This window comes from Paenibacillus sp. FSL H8-0283 (genome assembly GCF_045040675.1).
Classification (GTDB): Bacteria; Bacillota; Bacilli; order Paenibacillales; family Paenibacillaceae; genus Paenibacillus; species Paenibacillus amylolyticus.
Map to the genome: position 1 here is coordinate 1,146,218 of NZ_CP150295.1, position 21,250 is coordinate 1,167,467.

General features: G+C 48.0%; 15 protein-coding genes. 12 read left to right on the forward strand and 3 right to left on the reverse strand.

The genetic code is table 11. The features are described 5' to 3' along the window. Nucleotides 1-98: 98 nt before the first annotated feature. The 4 genes from MHI52_RS05160 (at nt 99) to MHI52_RS05175 (ending at nt 5,256) form a co-directional block, all read left to right on the forward strand. Nucleotides 99-1,385, forward strand: a complete 1,287-nt coding sequence (locus MHI52_RS05160; RefSeq protein ID WP_340902327.1) for a maltose ABC transporter substrate-binding protein — start codon at nt 99-101, stop codon at nt 1,383-1,385. Between the two features lie 247 nt (nt 1,386-1,632). Further along, on the forward strand, nt 1,633-2,988 hold the full coding sequence (locus MHI52_RS05165; RefSeq protein WP_047841752.1) for a sugar ABC transporter permease: 1,356 nt from the start codon (nt 1,633-1,635) through the stop codon (nt 2,986-2,988). Continuing rightward, nucleotides 2,985-3,821: a sugar ABC transporter permease gene (locus MHI52_RS05170; RefSeq protein ID WP_405158605.1), complete on the forward strand. Its 837-nt coding sequence runs from the start codon at nt 2,985-2,987 to the stop codon at nt 3,819-3,821. The genes MHI52_RS05165 and MHI52_RS05170 overlap by 4 nt, the downstream gene beginning before the upstream one ends. A gap of 148 nt (nt 3,822-3,969) precedes the next feature. Beyond that, entirely contained in the window at nt 3,970-5,256 is a 1,287-nt protein-coding gene (locus MHI52_RS05175; protein WP_405158606.1) for an MFS transporter, read from the forward strand. Nucleotides 5,257-5,411: 155 nt separating this feature from the next. On the opposite strand, the gene MHI52_RS05180 is transcribed toward MHI52_RS05175, so the two are convergent. After that, nucleotides 5,412-7,568: an alpha-amylase family glycosyl hydrolase gene (locus tag MHI52_RS05180; protein WP_405158607.1), complete on the reverse strand. Its 2,157-nt coding sequence runs from the start codon at nt 7,566-7,568 to the stop codon at nt 5,412-5,414. Between the two features lie 447 nt (nt 7,569-8,015). Between MHI52_RS05180 and MHI52_RS05185 the strand changes: the two genes are divergently transcribed. From MHI52_RS05185 to MHI52_RS05195, 3 genes are read left to right on the forward strand one after another with little or no spacing between them, the layout of a single operon-like run. Further along, nucleotides 8,016-9,395: an alpha/beta hydrolase-fold protein gene (locus MHI52_RS05185; RefSeq protein ID WP_405158608.1), complete on the forward strand. Its 1,380-nt coding sequence runs from the start codon at nt 8,016-8,018 to the stop codon at nt 9,393-9,395. Further along, entirely contained in the window at nt 9,392-10,810 is a 1,419-nt protein-coding gene (locus tag MHI52_RS05190; RefSeq protein ID WP_339189625.1) for a hypothetical protein, read from the forward strand. Before MHI52_RS05185 ends, MHI52_RS05190 begins: the two co-directional genes overlap by 4 nt. After that, a complete protein-coding gene (locus MHI52_RS05195; protein WP_405158609.1) occupies nt 10,804-12,183 on the forward strand; it encodes an ANL family adenylate-forming protein in 1,380 nt (459 codons plus the stop codon). The genes MHI52_RS05190 and MHI52_RS05195 overlap by 7 nt, the downstream gene beginning before the upstream one ends. Nucleotides 12,184-12,576: 393 nt before the next feature. On the opposite strand, the gene MHI52_RS05200 is transcribed toward MHI52_RS05195, so the two are convergent. Together MHI52_RS05200 and MHI52_RS05205 are read right to left on the reverse strand one after the other, a co-directional pair. Beyond that, nucleotides 12,577-14,349: an alpha-glycosidase gene (locus MHI52_RS05200; RefSeq protein WP_339285663.1), complete on the reverse strand. Its 1,773-nt coding sequence runs from the start codon at nt 14,347-14,349 to the stop codon at nt 12,577-12,579. 222 nt (nt 14,350-14,571) lie between these two features. Next, nucleotides 14,572-15,153, reverse strand: a complete 582-nt coding sequence (locus MHI52_RS05205) for a hypothetical protein (RefSeq protein ID WP_047841757.1) — start codon at nt 15,151-15,153, stop codon at nt 14,572-14,574. Between the two features lie 425 nt (nt 15,154-15,578). Here MHI52_RS05205 and MHI52_RS05210 point away from each other — a divergent pair, with 425 nt between their 5' ends. The 5 genes from MHI52_RS05210 to MHI52_RS05230 all read left to right on the forward strand — a co-directional run bounded on the left by MHI52_RS05210 (nt 15,579) and on the right by MHI52_RS05230 (nt 21,126). Continuing rightward, complete coding sequence (locus tag MHI52_RS05210) at nt 15,579-16,592, forward strand: iron-siderophore ABC transporter substrate-binding protein (RefSeq protein ID WP_338707855.1); 1,014 nt, start codon at nt 15,579-15,581, stop codon at nt 16,590-16,592. A 97-nt stretch (nt 16,593-16,689) separates the two neighbouring features. Then, complete coding sequence (locus MHI52_RS05215) at nt 16,690-17,703, forward strand: iron ABC transporter permease (RefSeq protein WP_339285665.1); 1,014 nt, start codon at nt 16,690-16,692, stop codon at nt 17,701-17,703. Further along, entirely contained in the window at nt 17,700-18,743 is a 1,044-nt protein-coding gene (locus MHI52_RS05220) for an iron ABC transporter permease (RefSeq protein ID WP_339285667.1), read from the forward strand. Before MHI52_RS05215 ends, MHI52_RS05220 begins: the two co-directional genes overlap by 4 nt. Before the next feature lie 13 nt (nt 18,744-18,756). After that, nucleotides 18,757-19,578, forward strand: a complete 822-nt coding sequence (locus tag MHI52_RS05225) for an ABC transporter ATP-binding protein (RefSeq protein ID WP_100526515.1) — start codon at nt 18,757-18,759, stop codon at nt 19,576-19,578. Between the two features lie 537 nt (nt 19,579-20,115). Further along, on the forward strand, nt 20,116-21,126 hold the full coding sequence (locus tag MHI52_RS05230; RefSeq protein ID WP_339285669.1) for a hypothetical protein: 1,011 nt from the start codon (nt 20,116-20,118) through the stop codon (nt 21,124-21,126). Nucleotides 21,127-21,250 lie beyond the last annotated feature (124 nt).

Genomic DNA, 21,250 nt, shown 5'->3' on the forward strand with positions numbered 1-21,250 from the left:
AAAGTGAAGATGGGATGCAAAACCTGACAACTTACGCAGACAAAAGGGTGAAAAGCGCGAACTTCGTTGGACCAAGCAGAGGGAAGGGGACATTTTACATGAGAAAATGGCAAGGGGCAACATTGTCCGTCATGATGGCTTTTACACTGGCTGCGTGCGGGGCTGGAGGCGGAAGTCCATCTCCAACTACGGCAGGTGAGAATCCGGAGGAAGTTGTAGAGCTGACATCCGAGAACCTTCAACCGGAAGAAGGGGCAACTCTGGTGATCTGGGAGGATAAAAATCAAAGCAGCTTTATTGAGCAAAGGGTCAAAAAATTCGAAGAAAAATATGGGGTAACGGTCAAAATGGAGGAATTACCTCCAACCGATCAGGTAACCAAGCTGACGACTGATGGCCCAGCGGGTCTGGCGGCAGATGTCGTTGTTTTCCCACATGATAAGATTGGTAGCGCTTCAGAGGCGGGACTTATTCTGCCCAATGACATATTCGAAGCAGAGACCGCAGAGAACACCAGCGACAACGCACTGAAGGCAGTGACGTTCAAGGATATCCTGTACGGCTATCCGTACAGCGTGGAGACCTACGCCCTTTTCTATAACAAGGCACTCTATCCAGAAGCTCCGAAAAACTTTGATGAGATTATCAGTTTCGCCAAGACGTTCAATAATGTGAAGTCCAATCAGTATGCGCTGATGTGGGAATTGCAGCAATTTTACTATAACTATGCATTCCTGGCTTCACAGGGCGGTTATATTTTTGGAGACAACGGGATGGATAGCGCGGATCTCGGTCTGAATAACGAAGGTGCGCAGAAGGGTGGACAGTTCTTACAGACGCTGAAGTCGGAAGTGCTACCGCTCAAGATGGGTGACGTGAACTATGATATCAAAAAAGGATTATTCTCCAGCGGCAAGCTGGCTATGGACATTAACGGTCCATGGACCATTGCCGATTATCGCAATGCAGGTATTGATTTTGGCGTTGCTCCGCTTCCGGCAATTGACGGCAAACCGATGACCTCCTTCTCAGGTGTTAAAGCCTATTATGTGAATGCATTTACGCAATACCCGAATGCGTCGAAGCTCTTGGCAGCGTTCCTTTCCAATGAAGAAGCTCAGATGGAGAACTTTGACCTGAACGGTACACTTCCTGCGAACAAAAACGTAGCTGCTGATCCGAAGTTGCAGGAAGACCCGATCAATAAGGCGTTCCTGGAACAGTTCAACAACTCGACCCCAATGCCTTCGCTTCCTGCCATGGACAGCGTATGGGGACCGATCACGTCGGCCATTACGGATATCTGGGATACCGATAAGGACGTGAAGGCATCGCTGGACAATGCCGTGAAACAGATCCAGGAAAGCCTTGCCACCGTCCAATAAGGACGAACGACGAGTGCGAAGATATGCATAAGAGCTGCATAATTGAACTTCATATTTACACAAAAACTTAGAGGACAGAAGAAAGCTGAAGAAGTGAAGCTAAAAGCTTTCTGAAAGAAAGCTACTTCGGAAGCATAGGCTCGCCTTTATCAGCGATCGGAAGCTTGTTCTGTCATCGGAGTGGTCAGTGTAAGCACACTTTTGTTCAATGTATACAGGTTAGCAATAGGCGGGGAGGAGAGAGCGAATGCAACAGCAGCATGTCCCGGTGCCCGTTGGACCGAACAGGGAAAGACAACATCGGATGACAGCGGCCATATGTTCCATCATACTGCAAGGTCTTGGACAGCTGTACAATCGACAATGGATTAAGGGAATTTGTCTACTGTTACTGGAGGGAGCAGGCCTGGCGTACCTGCTTCCTCGCCTGTCACAGGCTGTATGGGGCATATGGACACTGGGGGAAAATACACAGCGTTTTGTCAAAGTGAATGGGTCCACCGTACTTCAAAGGGGAGACCATTCGATCTTTTTGCTGCTTGATGGCATTATCGTACTGCTGGTGTTTTTTGTGTTTATCCTGATCTACATCCTGAATATCCGGGATGCGTACGTCACGGGACTTGCGAGGGAAGAAGGCAAGCAGACCTTGGGCGCAGCGGCATCGCTCCGAAACATGATGGACAAAAACTTTCCGTATCTGTTCCTGTCCATCCCGGCACTGGGTATTCTTTTCTTCACCGTTATGCCCATCCTGTTTACGATCACGATCGCGTTTACCAACTATTCAGCCCCGGATCATATTCCGCCAGCCAAACTCGTGGACTGGGTGGGCTTCAAGACGTTCAGTGATCTGATTCAATTGAAATCCTGGAGCCAGACATTCTACGGTGTGCTCACTTGGACGGTCATCTGGGCCATTCTGGCGACAGTCACCACCTATTTTGGCGGCGTGTTAGTAGCACTGTTAATTGAACAGCGGGGCATACGTTTCAAAAAGCTGTGGCGGACCATCTTCATTCTGCCTTATGCCATCCCGCAGATTATCTCCTTGCTGCTCATGCGTAATCTGTTCAATGGTCAGTTTGGTCCGATCAATACGTACATGAGAGCATTTGGGCTGGAGGGATTACCCTGGCTGACAGATCCGTTCTGGGCCAAAGTCACCGTCATTGTTGTCAACATGTGGATTGGTATTCCGGTCAGTATGGTGCTGATTCTTGGTGTATTGACGGCCATCCCTCGTGATCTCTACGAGGCTGCCGAAGTGGACGGAGCATCTGCGTTTCAGAAATTCAGGATCATTACGATGCCGTTCATTCTTTTTGCCACAACTCCGGTACTCATCATGCAGTTCGCCGGAAATTTCAACAACTTCAATGTCATCTTCCTGCTGACCAACGGAAATCCACTGCGGGGAGACTACCAGTATGCAGGGGCAACGGACCTGCTGGTAACCTGGCTCTACAAGCTCACACTCGACAATAACAAATTCAACATGGCTTCAGCGGTAGGCATTATCATCTTCCTTATTATCGCTTCATTCTCTATCTGGAACTTCCGCCGCTCCAAATCATTCAAGGAGGAGGACATGATTCAATGAATACACGTAATAATCCGCTGCGTTTGGCCCTGAGTTATGTGCTGTTGCTGATCATCGCCGTTGTCTCCATCTACCCGGTGCTCTGGATCTTTCTCTCTTCTCTGAGACCTGGTGCGGCATTGTTCAGTGAACGGTTGTGGCCAGAAGCATTCACGCTTACCCATTACGGGGAACTGTTCAATAACCCGTCCTTTATGTACGGCAGATGGTATATGAATACGCTGAAAATTGCCTTTTTCACGATGATCTTCTCCACGTTGATGGTGACACTTGGGATGTATGCATTGTCCCGCTTCCGCTTCCGTGGACGTAAAACGATTCTCTCCACCATGCTGATCCTCGGGATGTTCCCGAGTTTCATGAGCATGATTGCAATCTATATCATTTTGCTACAAATTAAATTGCTCGACACCCATGCTGCGCTCATCCTGGTCTATTCATCAGGAGCGGTACTGGGCGGATTTATCGTCAAAGGTTTCTTTGACACCATCCCGCGCAGCCTAGACGAAGCGGCGCGCATGGATGGTGCGAGTCACCTGCGAGTATTCACCAGCATCATCCTGCCCTTATCCAAGCCGATGCTTACTTATGTGGCGCTGACCAGTTTCACCGGTGCGTGGATGGACTTTATCTTCGCCCGGCTGGTGCTGCGGACAAAGGAGAACTGGACGCTTGCGGTGGGCATGTGGGATCTGGTCAACCGTTATCAGGACAGTAACTTTACGATGTTTGCTGCGGGGGCGGTACTGATTGCCATTCCAATTACACTGCTGTTCGTTTTCCTACAGCGATTCCTTGTTCAGGGTCTGACGGCAGGAGCTTCGAAAGGGTAATACCGTGCCATAACAGCATAGTCAGCCGCGATATCTGCGGCACGCCAACCAGGCACTTCCGTGATGTCATGTCTTTGTCGACTGGCACTGCTGCGGAAGTGCCTGGTTCTGTATGGGCTCGAATCATGATTAGGGAGGAACGTGATTTATGGGCATGAACCCGTCCAGTGAGCCCGAGATTATCGGATACCGAGATGGACAAGCTGCATTGCATAATACCAAAGCTCCGCGAACACTATGGCGTAATGTTACCTTTCGGAGGATATTGTACGGCTATGGCATCTCGGTTTTTGGGGATTGCTTCAATGGGATTGCGATCAGTCTGTGGGTGTTACAGACCACAGGCAGTGCAAAGAGCATGGCAGCTGTACAGATCTGCAATATGGCTGTCAGTTTTCTGTTTGGATCGGTGGCGGGTACGGTTGCAGACCGATTGGATCGCAGGAAGCTGATGCTGGCCTCGGATGTATTCCGCGGTGTGATGGCTGTGCTGATTGCGATTAGCCTGTTCGGTTGGCATGCTCCGTTTCCGGTGGTGCTTCTGTTGCTCTCACTCTCCATGTTTTCAAGCCTGTTTCAGGCCCCTGCATTCCACGCCTCTGTAGCAAGTATGGTGGGCAGGGAGCATATTCAACAAGCGACGGGAACCATTCATATGGTGGATAATCTTGCCCGAATCAGCGGACTAGCGGCGGCGGGAGTTGCTGTTGCTGCATTTGGCGGATTCGTTGCCATATTAATTACGGGGGCAACCTTCCTGTTGTCCGCAGTCTGTGTACTGATGGCAGGTCGCTTTCCAGAGGTACAGCGATCCGTTAGTCAGCAGACCACGTTTGCTCAGGAATGGCGTAGTTCGTTTGGCTACATCTATCGGAATCCTTTGATCCGATCCATTGTATTGCTCAATCCGGTGCTGATTTTGTTTTTCATGTCAGCTATGATGCTGGTTCAAGTGATGGCGGTCAAGGTATGGGAGGCTAATCCGGTGCAGTTTGGATTAATTGAAACCTGTATTCCACTCGGATATATGATTGGCTCTGCATTGTTGATTGCTTCGGGAAAACGATTGAAGCGAAGAGGGAGATGGGTATTTATCGGTCTGATTGTATTAGGGCCGATTTATATTTTTTTGGCGAATGTATCTTCTCCAATCATGGCGTTGCCGTTAATCGTGGGCGGAGGTGCGATGTTCGCGTGCTGTACGATGCTCACCCAGATTATGCTGAGGACAGCCGTTCCGGACGAGCTGCAAGGAAGGGTCTATGGTGTAGTTGGAACAATCACCAGTACAGCGCCTATTCTGGGATTGACGGTTGTCTCCGTATTGGCAGATCAATGGGGGGCAGCTTCTGTGCTGCAAAGCGTGGGCATATTACTGCTGGCGACAGGTATTCTGGCCGCTACAACATTGAAGTCGATCCGAACCTATCAATGACATGTATGATACATCAAATTGATATGAATTGAACCCACATGTACACATTCAACAGAGAGAGGATAGTAGCAATCTAAGCAACCTCGCTAGGTACAGCAAAACCCGGAGCATACGCTCGTTAGCGTAACTCCGGGTTAGCTTATAGACGGATTATCTTATTGCCAGTTTACATTGACTGTGGCTGTACCGCTGGTTGGTGTGGTGAACGTGTGGTTGGAACCACCTTCCCACGTGATGGTCGCTCCATTTTTCTTGAAGAATTTGAACTCCAGTTGTTTTCCAGCGGGCACGCTCACATCATAGTACCAAGTTGGGTAGGCGTGGATGACCTGATTGAAAGCAGGACCAATAGCTGTTGTGCCCGTACTCCAGTTGCCCAGTTCTGCCACGTTACCTGTCAGATAGATGTTCTGACCCAGTGTGGTGGACGCATTGTTAATGACAAATCGTACAGTGACCTGATCACCCGTAAGGATGGTAAAGTTGTTATACGCATTGCTGTTAACGCCGTTCGCAGCTACTTTCACAGCATAATTGCCTGCGGCAACAGCTGGGATTGTCACTTTGATCTGTGTATCTTCCCACGATGTGATCGCAGCACCGGTAACGGCTGTTGTACCGAAGTATACGGTACCTTTGTTGGAGCCAAATCCACGTCCACTAATGGTAACGACATTACCCGGTTTGCCCATCACCGGACCTACATGCCCGATCGTTGGTGTAGTTTCGCTCGTTGTATACTGCCATACCGCTGTTGCTCCGGCTGCCAGTGTGAAGGAAGAGACGTTGCCATTGGTAGAAGTGATGTTATTACCGTTCAGTGCACCGCCCAATACATCGGTGTAGTTGCCTGTTGGCAGTGAAGTGCTTAGATTCGCAATGCTTGCTGGTGTGGAGAGATTACGGTTCACCGCAACAACAGCTACACTTTTGCCAAATTTGCGTTCATAAACGTACACATCATTATTGATCCAGCGTTGCTGAGTGGAGCCATAGGCGATTGCTGGATTGGATTTGCGCAGAGGGGCCAGTTTGCTGATCACGTTGAAAGCAGTGGTTGTTTTGGAGAAGGAAGGCATTTTGGCTCGATTATCAGGGTCTCCGTTTCCAGTCAGATACTGCTCGGTACCATAATAGATGGCAGGTACGCCGCGTGAAGTCAGCGTAAAGGCCAACGCCTGTTCCAGACGACGGTTGTTCACGGCACTTGTTTTGAACCGATCCATATCATGGTTGTCGATGAACGTGACCTGGTCATTCACCTGATTGTAATCTGCCGCTGTGCCTGTAATCATCGAATCCAGAGCATACATGTTGGATGTGTTATCCCGGAAGACGTCACGCACGGCAGAATTAAAGCGAAAATCGAGCAGGCTCATCCCGGATTCATTGGCAAATTCCGTGTTATCCGCATCCGATGTAGCGGATCCCAGGAACCATTCACCAAAGGTGAATACAGGTTTATGTGCATAGATGGAAGACATCCAGCTCTTTTGCCAGCCGAGAGGCATATGTTTCACCGCATCAACACGAATGCCATCCACGCCCATATCGAGCCATAGCTTGATTGCATCTTTGAAATATTGATCAATGGTACTGTTATTGTGATTCAGGTCAGCGAGGTCATAGAGGTTTTTGTAGATACCATTCTCCAGGGAGGAAAAATCGGAGCCGCCGTTGTGATGGAAATATCCATTTGTATCATTTGTGTATCCGCCAACAAGATTACCGTTATCGTACAACTTGCCATTCTCAGCAAAGGATGTATCGGTTTCCATGGCAGGAGACGTATGGTTCGGTGCAAAGTCAATGACGATCTTGATACCTTTGGCATGAGCGGTTGTAATCAGATTTTGAAAGTCAGCCATCGTTCCGAAATAAGGATTGGTCTTCTTGAAATCACGTGCCCAGTAACCATGATACGCCGTGTTGATCACGCCGCCGTAGTTGATCGTGGCGAAGATATTTTCGACCGGTTGGGAGATCCACAATGCCGTAACGCCCAGATCGCTAAAATAGTTATCGTTGATTTTGTTGATCAAACCCTGCCAGTCGCCTCCGCAATACAACTTCAGGTTACTACAAGTGGCATCGTAGGCAGCTCCGATAGGATTGTTGGAAGGATTTCCGTCCAGGAAGCGGTCCGTAAAGATCTGATAGATGACGTCTGTACTAAAGTTCTGCTTGTTGGTAACCGCGGTATCCGCATCGGCATAGATCGCTGAAGCAGGCAGATAGGGAAGTGCGCCCCCTGCAAGTAAACTGAGTGTCAGTGTTGTGCTGAGGAGTACACGTTTGGCCATTTGAAACATAGTAATCCACCCTTCTCGTGAATGTAGTAGTTTAGATAAACAATCAACCTGGCTCTTGAATAATAGCGCTTTCAATACAGCGAAGTGTTACGCAGTGGATTGAAGACTTCCCTCCTTTTGACACGCCAACAACCCCGGCATCTCCTTCGGGAGTTACCGGGGTTGTCCTAAACCGCTCAGGTTTAAAAGCATGGCCCTCGAGTTATGATCACAACGTTATCGTAAGAAATATTGGATCTTATGTCAATAACTTTTTTGGGAGCATTTATTTTCTATTTTTATGTTTACAAAAGCACGTCCGGGGATTTAAACTATTCGCAGATTCACAATATAAGGGCTATGTATCCCGGGACACTTACGTGTTTTCTAGGACAACCCCGTCTCTTCTGAGGCGGGGTTATTTGTATTATGCAGTCGAATTGGGAGAAGAGAGGCGGTTGATGATCGTTGAGTACCCATTCTGTCATCGAATGTTTGGAAGGCATTCAGGCATCGCGGCTGGGCAATATCCGCAACATTTATGTGTACCTCCCGCCCGGTTACCATGAGCAGGCAGCTCGGCATTATCCGGTTCTGTACGTTCATGCGGGGCAGCGGGCTTTTGGTCCATCCGGGCCAGGCAATGAAACATGGAATATGGACCAGACAGCAGACGGTCTTATTTCCTCCGGGCAGATTGAATCACTGATTATTGTGGGCATTACGCATGTCCGTCCAGTCACGCACAACGAATTCTATCACTTCGTCGCTCCGGAGAGAGAGGCCGTGAGTGTGGGGTGTTCAGGCATCGCCTATGAGCATTTCATCATTCATGAGCTCAAGCCAATCATTGATCATCGTTATCGGACGCTGCCGGACAAGCAGAATACCGGGCTGTTGGGTTCATCTGCCGCGGCGCTTTGTACATTGCACATGGGGATGCGAAATCCGGATGTTTTTGGAAAACTGATCATGATGTCGCCATTCTATGTAGATGTGCAGCTGGACGAAACATCGGAGAGCGGACTGTTGGAAGAAAACATGTATCGCTTGCCAGAAGAGGTACCCGACGTTCGAATGTGGATGGATATTGGAGATATGGAAGGATTGTTTCTGCCTTCTCAGGTCAGAAGGGTAGCTCATCAATTACTTGAACGCGGAGTAGGATCGTGTGAGGAATTGGCATTTCTGGAACAGCAGGGTGCCTGCCATCAGGAAGGTGACTGGGGAGCACGCGTTCACCTCCCGTTACTGTACATGTTCGGCCACGTGGGTAAGCCCTCCTCGCTCGAACTGCTTGGAAGGGATGTCATCGGACTACAGGGTGGAATGACCGTGTGTATCAATGCACAAATGCACTACGAGAGTGGGTTGGTTCAGAGTCTGCTGCATGGGAATTATACTTCGAGTGACCCGAATGTGCTTCAGGTTCATGCGAGTGGAGAGTTGGTTCCTGTCGGTATTGGAAGTGCATCCATCACGCTGACTGTGGGGGAACTGTCTGCTACACGCATCTATACCGTCGTTCCTGAATTGTCAACTCACGTAGAGGTCTGCATTCGTGCAGAGGTAGCTCCCGACGAAGACTCGGAGGAAACGATATATGGTGGGATGGGTATGAAGTTTGTCCGTTCTGGTAAAGGTCGATATGAAGGTAGTTACCGAGTCCCGCGTGATAGTGGGTTCTCCTTCCGGTTTACACGTGGTTTCCGCCGTTTCGAGACCGATGTGGATGGCAAACCTATTGCCAATCGGGTATTTCGAGCGACAGATGATATGTCTGTGCATTACCTAATCCAATCCTGGGGCAGTACGTCAGCCAAAACGGGAACAGGAGGCCCAAAATGATCATTCCTTCATTCGCTCCAGTGCTGGACATTCCTTATTATTATCCCTGCAATTTTCCTCTGATTCATGAAGTGCTCCATCGACAAGGATCCATCACAAGTCTTGCACTGCTGGCGGCAAGTCGGTTGTACAGCCTTCCTTCGTGCGGGGATAACGGACTGGTGAAGCCTTATTTTCACAAACTGGATTATGTAGAGCCAATCTGGGAGATGTATGGTCAGCGACAGCTGGAAAGCTTCGAGGAAGGCAAGACGCAGATCCGGCAGTATATTGGCGAAGGTGGGCTTTTTTTGGCTACAGGAACCAGTTATCACCTGCCTTACTGTGAGGATTATCAGAATCCCGAGTACATTCGCAAACATGTGAAGCAGGGCTCCCGACTACATCTGGTAGACCATTGGATTGCTGTATATGGTTTGGAAGATGAGCATGTTCACGTCTACGATCCCGTGCCCTCCAAGTATAAGGGAAAGGTTACTCAAAGGGCCTTTCATGACTTCTGGAAAGGTAACCAAAGCATACCTGAGCTTGCGCAGGCCAAACGCAAAGAAGAACTCCGAACGTATGGAACCATGGACATTCGGGCGACTGTGAAGCTGGACTCTGACGGTTACCGAGACATGTTGATCCAGGCGTTAACAACGCAGATTGAAGAATTTCTGACAGGCCGGACGATTACGCAAGGAGAGCGGAATTTTCATTTTGGACATGTGGTGTCTCTGCGACTCTTAGATGCACTGCGTGGGGCGAATGAAGGGGATCAGGCCAATGAAATGTTAATATCGGGTCTGCTGTTTGATATGCGATGGAGTCGATATTTTCTTCGAGATCTTCTTCAGGAGTCTGTCTTATGGCTCGGTTCTCCATTTGATCAATATGCGAGAGAATTCAGCGAGATCATTGTACGTTGGGAGAAGGCCTATAATATGCTTCAGGTCAGTCGGATAAAGCAGCGTGAGCAGTGGAAAGTACAGCTAACAAGTGTAATTAAAATGTTGGTCACCGATGAATGGCAATGGTATGAGTCACTTCGACAGTCCATACCTCAGGCAGATTGCTTCCCACGTCAGGCCGTGTTAATGATTGGACAAGAACACAGGGAGGATTTGCTCCGTATCGTATTGGATAGTTGCCGGGAGTTAAACGCGTACCATAATACAACGATTCCACTTGGTGAGGGTGGTAACGCTCCACTGTACGGACGAAGTGGGCAACTGGATTCGCTGGAACTCGTGTCATTGCTTGCAGTGGTAGAGCAGGGAATCGAAGATCGATGGGGAACGGGGATGGGAGCCGCACTGGCGGAGATGGCTGCTGCTTCCATGCCTGAAAGCCCATATCAGACCGTGGATTCACTTGTTGATTATCTCGCACAGCAATGGGCGCCTGACGGTAAGGAGGATGCAAGATGTTGAACCAATTCTTGCTTGAACGATTCGCGGAACAGGGACAGCAACCTGCGCTGATCTGGAAAGATCAGGAGTACAGCTATCGGTGGCTGCTGGAACAGGTTGGCATCATGAGTAAGTGGATTACAGCAGAAAAGCTGACTGGGCAACTTGTAACGCTGGAGGAAGATTATTCTCCCTATGCAGCGGCAGCATTGGTTGCTTTGCTCGGACAAGGGTGTATCGTGCTCCCCATGGATCGGAACCTGGTTGAAGCCAAACGAGAGGAATATATCCAGCTGGCACAGGTGAAGTGGCGTTTGGGCGTTGAAGAAGGCAAGTTGTGCATTCGGCAAACGTGTGAATTATCTGGAGAGGTTCCTGTGTTGTTATCCTCGCTGGCACAAGAAGGCGTAGGCGGACTTGTACTCTTTTCATCCGGATCAACCGGAGTGAGTAAAGCGACTGTGCATCGTGCAGATCGGCTGTTACATGGTTTTCGGCGGCAGGTTCGGCCTTTGCGAACGATTCCTTTTATGATGTTTGATCATATCGGCGGTGTGAATACAATGCTGCAATCCCTGTCCAGTGGGGGCTGTCTCTGTATCATTGCAGATCGATCTCCCGAAGAAGTGTGCCGAACGATTGAGAAGTTTCGTGTGCAGGCTCTTCCGGTCTCTCCAACATTTATGAATCTGTTGCTGCTGGGTAGAAATGATGAGGGGTATGATCTGTCGAGTCTCGAAGTTGTGTCATACGGATCGGAAGTGATGCCTGAATCCGTACTGGCAGCCTGGAACCGGAGATTTCCACAACTAAGGACGATACAAGCCTATGGCATGTCTGAACTTGGCATTCTGCCAACCCGCTCCAAAGAGCCAGGCTCGCTGCTGTTTTCCATTCAAGATGAAGGGGTCAAGTACCGGGTGGTGGAAGGAGAATTACAGATCCATACCGAAACTGCGATGATCGGATATTTGAATGCACCTTCACCTTTTACAGAGGACGGGTGGCTACGTACTGGGGATGAAGTTGTGCTGGAGCAGGGTTACATTCGTATTCTGGGACGTCGTTCCGAGATCATTAACGTAGGGGGACGGAAAGTGTATCCTGCCGAGGTCGAGGGTGTTCTGGAAGAGATGGAATGTATTGAAGCGGCCGTAGTTTCGGGAGAACAGAGTGGTATCACGGGTCAGAGGGTGAAGGTGACTATCCGGCTGGCTACAGAATGTACTCTCACCGATCTGCGGCGATCCATCTGGGAATATTGTCAGGACAAGCTGCCTTCATACAAGATTCCGCAGAAAATCGTAATTACACAGGGAGCGCTCGTAAGTTCAAGAATGAAGAAAATACGAAAACCAATGACTTCGACACCCTTCGCCTCGGCTGGGAAATAGGTCGCTGCCTCGAAGAGTTTCACCTTGCTTGAATCGGTATCGCTAACGAACCTCAAACATCGTATTGAGGGGATAAACAAGAAAAGTAAAACCTAACGAATCTCAGTAACGTTATTGCTTCAAAAATACGGACTCTGGTCTCGAAAATCGACGTATTGGACGAAATAAGGTCTCTCTGATTCGTTAGGCATTTAACCCGCGTATAATGAAGCGAATAAGGTGTGCTGGGTTCGTTAGGATATGACGTATAAGATACAGAAGAGGCTGTCCTTGGTCTGATATGCTACCCATACAGTAACAGGATTTTATTATTTTACCTGTCTACTTTATGGGGAGCATATCACCTGGAGGACAGCCCTTTGAAGTTATTTTCCCTTGTTAGCTGTATTTATCTCAGGCCTCAGCTGGTTGTTTAACCTCAAGTTGCATCAGGGAGAATCCGTATGCTTCCAGATCGAGGGTCAGTTTATTTTGCCGAGCTTCCACGGTGTTTGATGTGAACAGATTTCGCCAGATGTTACGATCTCCCAAGGGGAGTTCAAGGGTGCATGGTTCATCACCCGCATTAAGAACAAGAAGCATACGCTCTCCCGTATGCGAATCCAATCGTTCGATGGCAAGACAAGGGTCTCCGGCTTTTGCATATACAATCTTCAGTTCCGTGCTGCGCAGGGCAGGGTGCTGTTTGCGAAGGGAAATCGTACGGGTGAAGAATTCCAGAAGCTCGCGATTCTGCTTGGTCTCATCCCACTCCATACACTTGCGGCAACCCGGATCATATCCTCCATCAAGTCCCACTTCGTCTCCATAATAGATACATGGCACACCTGGATACGTAAGCAGTAACGTAACGGCAAGTTTCATCTTGCGCTCGTCTCCATCACATAAGGTCAGCAGTCTGGGGGTATCATGACTTCCGAGCAGATTGAAGGCGGCTTCCGTTACAGGCTGTGAATAGGCTGCAAGCAGTTTACCGATCTCATTTGCGAATCCAAGTCCATCGAGCTTGCCATGCACCGTATAGTCCAATACCGAATTGGTAAACGGATAATTCATCACGGCATCGAACTGGTCTCCCTGAAGCCACATGAGCGAATCATGCCAGATCTCACCGAGCAGATAGGCGTCAGGTTTAATGGCTTTTACCGTCTGACGGAATTCGCGCCAGAACTGATGATCCACCTCATTCGCCACATCGAGCCGCCATCCGTCAATGTCCATCTCCTCAATCCAGAAACGTCCTACCTCTAATAGGTATGCCTTCACTTCAGGGTGTTCCGTGTTCAGTTTCGGCATGAGCGGTTCAAAGGCAAAGGTGTCATAAGTCGGTATGCCATCCTCCACACGCGGCGGCCAGTCCTTGATATAGAACCAATCTGCGTAGGGGGAAGAGGGACCGTTCTTCATGACATCTACAAAAGGAGGGAACTCTCTGCCGGAATGATTGAATACCGCATCCAGAACAACGCGTATGCCGCGCTGATGACAGGCGTCCACGAACGCTTTGAACTGTTCATTGGTACCAAAGTGAGGATCAACCTTCATGTAATCGCCTGTATTGTATTTGTGATTCGTAGTGGCCTCAAACAACGGACAGAAATAAATGGCATTGATGCCGAGCTGACTTATATGATCTAGATGATCCAGCACACCTTGGAGATCGCCGCCGAAGAAGTTCACCGGTGTAGGTTCTCCTCCCCAGGGTTCAGCATTTTTGGGACTGAGGGATGGATCACCATTGGCATAACGTTCAGGGAAAATCTGATAAAACACAGCGTCCTTAACCCAGGCAGGCGGTTCAAAAATGTCGACTGGATTCATAAATGGAAAATCAAAGAATTCGAGCGGATGATCAGGCAGCGCCTGCTCGAATCCGCGCTCCGTCATCCAGACCGATTCCTCTCCTTGAATCAGTTGGAAACCATACCGTAATCGGCGATAGGGAGGTGAAGTCTCAGCTTCCCAATAATCGAACATTTCATCCCGGGCAAAGATATGCATAGGGGTGTGTGTGATCGTCCGATCCCAAGCATATTTGTCTCCGGTAATCGCAATCACCGCATCCAGGTCCCCACGTTTGGACCGAAGTCGGAGGTGCATGGTCGAGCGGTCATAAGCATAGGACCAATTGAGTTTGGGGCGATGGTAAACGGCTTCAAGAATCATGTAAATCACTCCTCGTCAGATGATGAAATTCAGATAAAAGTGGCCATTAAACGCAAAAAAGGCACAACCTCTATTGTTCACGAGGTTGTACCTTTCGGCAGCATAGCCTTTTGATTATAGTGCTATTATACGAACTAACGCAGCAAAAGAAAACACTTTTTTTCCTTAAATTTCAAATTGTTTTATTCGAAATGTAGGACGCATATCTGCAATTACTGTTTTTTATAAATCAAATCCAAGTTTATTGGCGTATGCAGAGAATTCTTTGTGAAATTTCTCGATATTTTTCTTGCCGGTAGCAATTTTGGCATTGGCTTGTTTCAGGACAGCGCTGTTTACCGTTGTTTTGGAGACAGATTTTTTAGCGAGTTGGAATCCTTCCAGCTGTGTATAGCTACCTTTGATCAAGTTGGCATGGATTTTTTGCAATTCCGCATTTTGCGGTTTGATCATCTTCAGCTTGGATACATATTTGGTGTAGTTAGGAATCGCTGTATTGGTCAGTTTCAGGAAAACGGACTTGCGATTGGATGATGTGATGTAAAATCCACCTCCCAAAGCATTGAAGGCTCTCTCCTCATATACCGATGCCATATCCAACTGATCAAGGTAGCCCAGGAAATCTTCTTCTTCGACTGTAGGGATCGGTTCTTGTTCTGACGTGTCAATTTCTTCATAGTATTCGTCTTCCGAATATGTAGTGGTTGAGTCATCCGCAGCAGCGGCATAGGACCCTACAGGTGCGAACACCCCGCCGAGCAAGACAAAACTCATAATGATTGATAGTACCCATGATTTCTTCACGTGTTAATATCCCCTATCTATAGATGTGATTTTATTCCAATGGATAATCTAACATAGTACAACAAGAAATTACAGGAATTGTTTTACAGTAAATTCATCAGTCAAACGCATATGAATGAATAATGAGTCACTAGCAAAAAGGACATGTATTAGATGAAATTAAAAGTAAAAAGAGAGATTTGTATATTTCGTAGGTAAGAAAAAAATTACATATATGGTTTGTGTGGAGGCGTATTGTATCGATATATATTGTATTGGTTTAGTTAATTTATCTTTATTTAATGTTGTTTTATGAAGTTTCAGAGTTCGACAGGGAGTGAGAAGTTTTTCCAAATAAAATGCTTGTATAATGATTTCATCTCCATTACAATACAATTGATAATGAGATTCAATATCATTTAGATAAAAAAGGGGAGACGGATTTCATGTATAAAGTAAAGAAAAAGCTATACATTTATGCAGCACTTATTCTGATGATTTCATTACTTGCTGGTTGTGCTTCGGGTGGAAGTGCCGAGACAACGAATACGTCCAGCCAAGCTGCAAGCAGCAATGAGAGCAATAATGAAAGTGATACAACTGTCAGTACGACTGAAGATCAGACCCGAGTGATCAAACATGCCATGGGCGAAACCACAATCAAGGGAACCCCGCAAAAGATCGTGACACTGTTCCAGGGTGCGAATGATGTCGTTGTTGCACTTGGCGTGAAACCGACAGGCGTGGTGGAATCCTGGGTTCAGCAGCCAGTCTATGAATATCTGAGAGCAGATCTGGACGGAGTTCCACAAGTAGGACAGGAATCGCAACCCAATCTGGAAGAGATCAACAAGTTGAAACCCGACTTGATTATTGCTACGAAGATCAGACATGAAGAGATCTATGAGCAACTGTCGCAGATCGCACCAACGGTAGTGACGGAGACGCTTTTTGACTGGAAAGAAACGGTGAAAACTGTTGGGGAAGCGATGAATAGGGTTGAGCAATCGGATAAATTGTTGTCTGATTGGGATGGCCGTGTAGCTGATTTCAAAGAGAAAATGGGGGATCGTCTGCCAATTGAAGCAACCATCACGAACTTTAGAGCCGATCAAGTTCGTATTTTCTACATGGGATATGCAGGTAAGATTCTGAATGAACTTGGGTTCACCAGACCTGCCGGACATGACGCAGACACATGGGGAGTTGAATTGACTTCCAAAGAAAACATTCCAGATATGAATGCAGACATGATCTTCAACTTCAATTCAGGCACAGAAACAGATGCCATTCAGAAAAATTATGATGATTGGACCAGCAGTCCACTGTGGAAAAACCTTGATGCAGTCAAGAACAACCAACTGGTTCAGGTCGATGAAGTGGCCTGGAACATGGCAGGTGGATACACATCGGCCAACATGATGCTGGACGATCTATATAAGCAGTTCAACCTGAACTAACTAACAGGAGCAGGACCTGCCATGCACCAGAACATTCGTTAACGAAGTGTATGGGCTGGCAGGTCTTTTATCATTTTACAGATGAAAGAGTGAGAGTATGTTTCCCCTTTTTACAAAGGTAAGCGCCAAGATCTATGGACTGGTTGGTTTATTCATATTACTTCTACTTGCTTGCCTAGCCAGTATGATTCTGGGACGTACGCATATCACGTTTCAGATGGCATGGGAAGCACTGCAATTCTATGACGAGAGTTCTGTGGAACATGTGGTTCTGCTGACGGAACGGTTGCCACGTACAGTTATTGCTGCTGTTGTAGGAGGAAGTTTGGCCGTGGCGGGTGGGCTGATGCAGGCATTGACACGTAACCCACTGGCATCACCGAGTGTGTTCGGAATTAATTCTGGTGCGATCTTTTTTATTGTTATTGCCATTGTTGTATTGTCCGTATCTTCGCTCACCACCATGATGTGGTTTGGTTTTGCAGGGGCTGCTGTAGCCGCGGCAATTGTATATGGGCTAGGTTCCATGGGTCGTGATGGCCTGACACCGATCAAGATTGTACTGGCGGGGACGGCAATCTCCGCGTTATTTGCCTCGTTCACACAGGCCATTCTGGTGCTGGATGGAACCGGATTGCAGGATGTACTGTTCTGGCTTGCCGGTTCAGTAAGTGGTCGGACATTGGATATGTTATATCCTGTTCTGCCGTACATGACAGCCGCAGCTATTGTCTCTTTGTTCATGGGCAGAGCCATCAATCTGCTGTTGACGGGTGACGATATCGCCAAAGGCATGGGACAGAATGTACTTCTAGTCAAGGTGCTCATGGGAATTGTTACGGTATTGCTGGCGGGTGGTTCGGTTGCCGTAGCCGGTTCGATCGGTCTTGTCGGACTGGTTGTCCCGCATATCATGCGCGCACTGGTGGGAAATGATTACCGCTGGCTCGTTCCTTACTCTATTGTAGGGGGAGCGATTCTGCTGCTGTCCGCGGATGTGGTGGCAAGGTTGGTGATCATGCCGCAGGAAGTTCCACTCGGTGTCATGACTGCACTGATTGGCGGACCCTTCTTCGTGTATATTGCCCGCAAGGGGGTGACGAAGATATGAGGAAGGTGTTGACTTTTCGCAACAAAAAAGACACTGTCTCAGTGCAAATGGAACGAAAATCACTGGTTGTCATCGGTGTATGTATCCTCTTGTTCCTGATGGCAGGAGTGGTCGGTACCAGTGTAGGCAGTGACTTTATTTCTCCGCTGGATGTGCTCAGAACGATATTTTGTCTGAATGCAGGAGAGCATGACTTCGTCGTGCTGACCTTAAGACTGCCACGGGTGTTATTATCTCTGCTCGTAGGAGCAGCCCTCGGTATGTCAGGCGCACTTCTGCAAGGCATTATCCGTAATCCGCTGGCCTCACCGGATGTCATCGGCATCACCGGCGGCGCGGCCGTTGCAGCTGTAGGTTTTGTTACGCTGTTAGGTGGAGCGGTAAGTATCAAGTTGTTGCCATTGTTCGCCATCGCTGGCGCAGTTGTGACGGCTTTGATCATCTACGTGCTTGCCTGGAAAAAGGGAGTCAGTCCGATCCGTCTGGTGCTGATCGGGATTGGAGTGTCAGCCATTACCGGAGCTGGAACGACCTTTATGCTGATTCTGAGTCCATTCTACACGGCAGGTCAAGCCTATATCTGGCTGACAGGAAGTGTATACGGAGCATCGTGGACCGATGTCCGAACGATTTTACCGGTTATCGTAATTGTTATACCGCTGGCGATTTGGTTCGCTCGCAGCCTGAATGCACAGGAGTTCGGGGATGATCTGGCCACAGGGCTGGGTGTAACTGTACAGCGGCATCGTTCAGCGTTGTTGTTATGCAGTGTACTGCTGGCGGGAATCGCCGTTGCGGTTGCCGGAACCATTGGTTTTGTAGGCCTGATCGCTCCACATATTGCCCGAAAGCTGGTTGGACGGATGTTTGGCAGTATGCTGATTGTGTCTGGACTGGTTGGTGCTCTGCTTGTATTTGCGGCAGATCTGATTGCCCGCACTGCCTTTCTACCGCTGGATGTTCCCGCAGGGGTATTCACCGCAGGCGTAGGCGCACCATTTTTCCTGTATTTGTTGTTCAAGAATCGAAATCAGTTTTGAGGAGGAGAGAGCTGTGAGTATTCTGGAAGCCAAGGAGCTTACGATCTCCTATGGAGCAGATCCCATTATTGAAAATTTGAACCTGACCATTCCCAAGGGACAGATTACCGTCCTCATTGGCAGCAACGGCTGTGGCAAATCTACGCTGCTGCGTACGATGGCCCGGTTGCTGAAATCCAGCTCCGGTTCGGTGTTGCTGGATGGCGAAGAGATTGCAAAGCTGCCGACCAAGGAGATTTCAAGGCGCATGTCCATCTTGCCGCAGGGTCCGACCGCTCCAGAAGGATTGACGGTGAACCAACTGGTTAAGCAAGGACGTTATCCACATCAAACATGGCTGAAGCAATGGTCTCGTGAGGATGAGCGTATGGTTAAGCTGGCACTGGAATCCACACATCTGACAGAACTCGCGGATCGACCTGTGGATGCATTGTCCGGTGGACAGCGTCAGCGTGCCTGGATTGCGATGACACTTGCGCAGGGTACCGAAACGCTGCTATTGGATGAACCTACAACCTATCTGGATATGACACATCAGATTGATATCCTCGATCTGTTGTTTGAGTTGAACGAACGGGAAGGACGCACGATTGTTATGGTACTTCATGATCTGAATCTGGCATGTCGTTATGCGCATCACATTGTGGCTGTTCACAATAAGTCCATTTACGCAGAAGGCAAACCGGAAGATATTGTTACACAGGACATGGTCCGTAAGGTTTTCCAGATGGAGTGTGAGATTGCGGTTGATCCACTGTTTGGCACACCAACCTGCATCCCACATGGAAGAGGAAGGAAGCTGAATGGAGAACAGCGTTATACACAACTGGCTTGAGGATCAAAAAGTCCGTTTTGATTCGATTAATAGTTATTCAAAACTCCACATCAACTCCATTGTATGATCAATCAGATGACAAATTAGGCAAGCCATTGGTAAAACCATGTCCCAGGCTTGCCCGGTTTGTTGTGCCTATTATTCGATAAAAGCATACCTGCATCGACTTAAACCTACACTGAATTCAATCTTATTTTCCCTTAAAAGTTTATTATTGACAATATAACTCGAATTGCCATAAAATAGATTTTATATGATATTGATAATCATTATCAATATGTGATTACAAAAAAATTGATGAAGTATGAGCTATATAAGTTTAATTCAAATTTCACACGTTAACGGAGGGGGCAGAACAGATCTGAAGAAGCGTAGCGTGCGCCTTTATCACCGGATTTCCCCTTTGTAAAGGGGTTCAAAAAAATCTGGGGATAACAGCGATCGGAAGATGGTTCTGACCGCGCAGTGATTTCGTGTGAAAACTCTATTCAACTTATATAGGAGCGAGTACCTTCATTCGATCGAGGAGGATTTTCAGTGTTTCCGAAAGGGATTCATAATCTGCAAAACCGACTCATTATAAGCAAAGCGAGAGAAATGGGCATCACCTGTGAGCCACTTCTTGAGGGATGCGAAGATTTCCTGAAGCTGTCTGTAGGGGACCAAGAGATCATCATTAACAAAACCAGATCTCATCGTCTGCCGTTAATCGCTGGACTGCTCGCCAAGAACAAGCAGGCATGTAATATGTTATTGCATGAACAGGGAATGCCTGTACCGTCATTTATCGTGATCCCGGAGATGGGAAGCGAAGCAGTAGCTTTTCTGAATAGATACGGCTCTATTGTAGTGAAACCACTGGATGCGAGCAGTAGCATGGGCGTGACGCTGGATGTGCGTACTGAAGAAGAACTGGAGACAGCCATTCAGCTTGCGAGTGTCCACGGCAGCAGCATTATGTTACAGCAATATGTGACCGGGATTGATTACAGAGTGCTGATCATTAACGGTGAAGTGGCGGCTGTGAACCAGTATCGACCTGTCTATGTCGAGGGAGACGGAACTTCAACTGTTGGGGCATTGATCGAGCAGTTGAATCAGGAACGAATCGAGATGACGCACATTGGGGAGTATGAAGCATTTCCCGAGGTTAATGCAGAAACGGAACGACTGCTGGAGGTATTACATGCACAAGGGACAACACTGGATGAAGTTCCTGCCGCGGGAAAAGAAATCGAGTTATACAATCTCCGCAATTCTGCCGCCGGAAAAATCAGTGAATTCTACAAGGATTGTACCGAAATCATTCATCCCGAAAATGCCCGGATGATTATTCAGGCGGCAAAGACTCTTCAGATCGATGTAGCAGGAGTCGATGTTCGTTGTCATGATATCCGCACCCCGATCTCCAGAGATCTGGGAGGCATCCTGGAAGTGAACGCCTTGCCAGATCTGACACACCACGTCTTTCCCCATGGTGGAACAACTCGTGATGTGGTTCGGTTATACCTGGAATACCTGTGTCAGGAGCAACTTGAATATAAATAAATATAGCTTATAACAACGTATAGATGACAATATATGACGGATAACGGATAACAGATAACGGATACCATCATTTAATTCGGACCTCACCATGATTTTGAACCAATACCATGTCATATGCAAAATG

Coding starts and splice junctions, on each gene's coding strand:
- MHI52_RS05160 (WP_340902327.1), top strand. CDS start 99: ATGAGAAAATGGCAAGGGGCAACATTGTCCGTCATGATGGCTTTTACA.
- MHI52_RS05165 (WP_047841752.1), top strand. CDS start 1,633: ATGCAACAGCAGCATGTCCCGGTGCCCGTTGGACCGAACAGGGAAAGA.
- MHI52_RS05170 (WP_405158605.1), top strand. CDS start 2,985: ATGAATACACGTAATAATCCGCTGCGTTTGGCCCTGAGTTATGTGCTG.
- MHI52_RS05175 (WP_405158606.1), top strand. CDS start 3,970: ATGGGCATGAACCCGTCCAGTGAGCCCGAGATTATCGGATACCGAGAT.
- MHI52_RS05180 (WP_405158607.1), bottom strand. CDS start 7,568: ATGTTTCAAATGGCCAAACGTGTACTCCTCAGCACAACACTGACACTC.
- MHI52_RS05190 (WP_339189625.1), top strand. CDS start 9,392: ATGATCATTCCTTCATTCGCTCCAGTGCTGGACATTCCTTATTATTAT.
- MHI52_RS05195 (WP_405158609.1), top strand. CDS start 10,804: ATGTTGAACCAATTCTTGCTTGAACGATTCGCGGAACAGGGACAGCAA.
- MHI52_RS05200 (WP_339285663.1), bottom strand. CDS start 14,349: ATGATTCTTGAAGCCGTTTACCATCGCCCCAAACTCAATTGGTCCTAT.
- MHI52_RS05210 (WP_338707855.1), top strand. CDS start 15,579: ATGTATAAAGTAAAGAAAAAGCTATACATTTATGCAGCACTTATTCTG.
- MHI52_RS05215 (WP_339285665.1), top strand. CDS start 16,690: ATGTTTCCCCTTTTTACAAAGGTAAGCGCCAAGATCTATGGACTGGTT.
- MHI52_RS05220 (WP_339285667.1), top strand. CDS start 17,700: ATGAGGAAGGTGTTGACTTTTCGCAACAAAAAAGACACTGTCTCAGTG.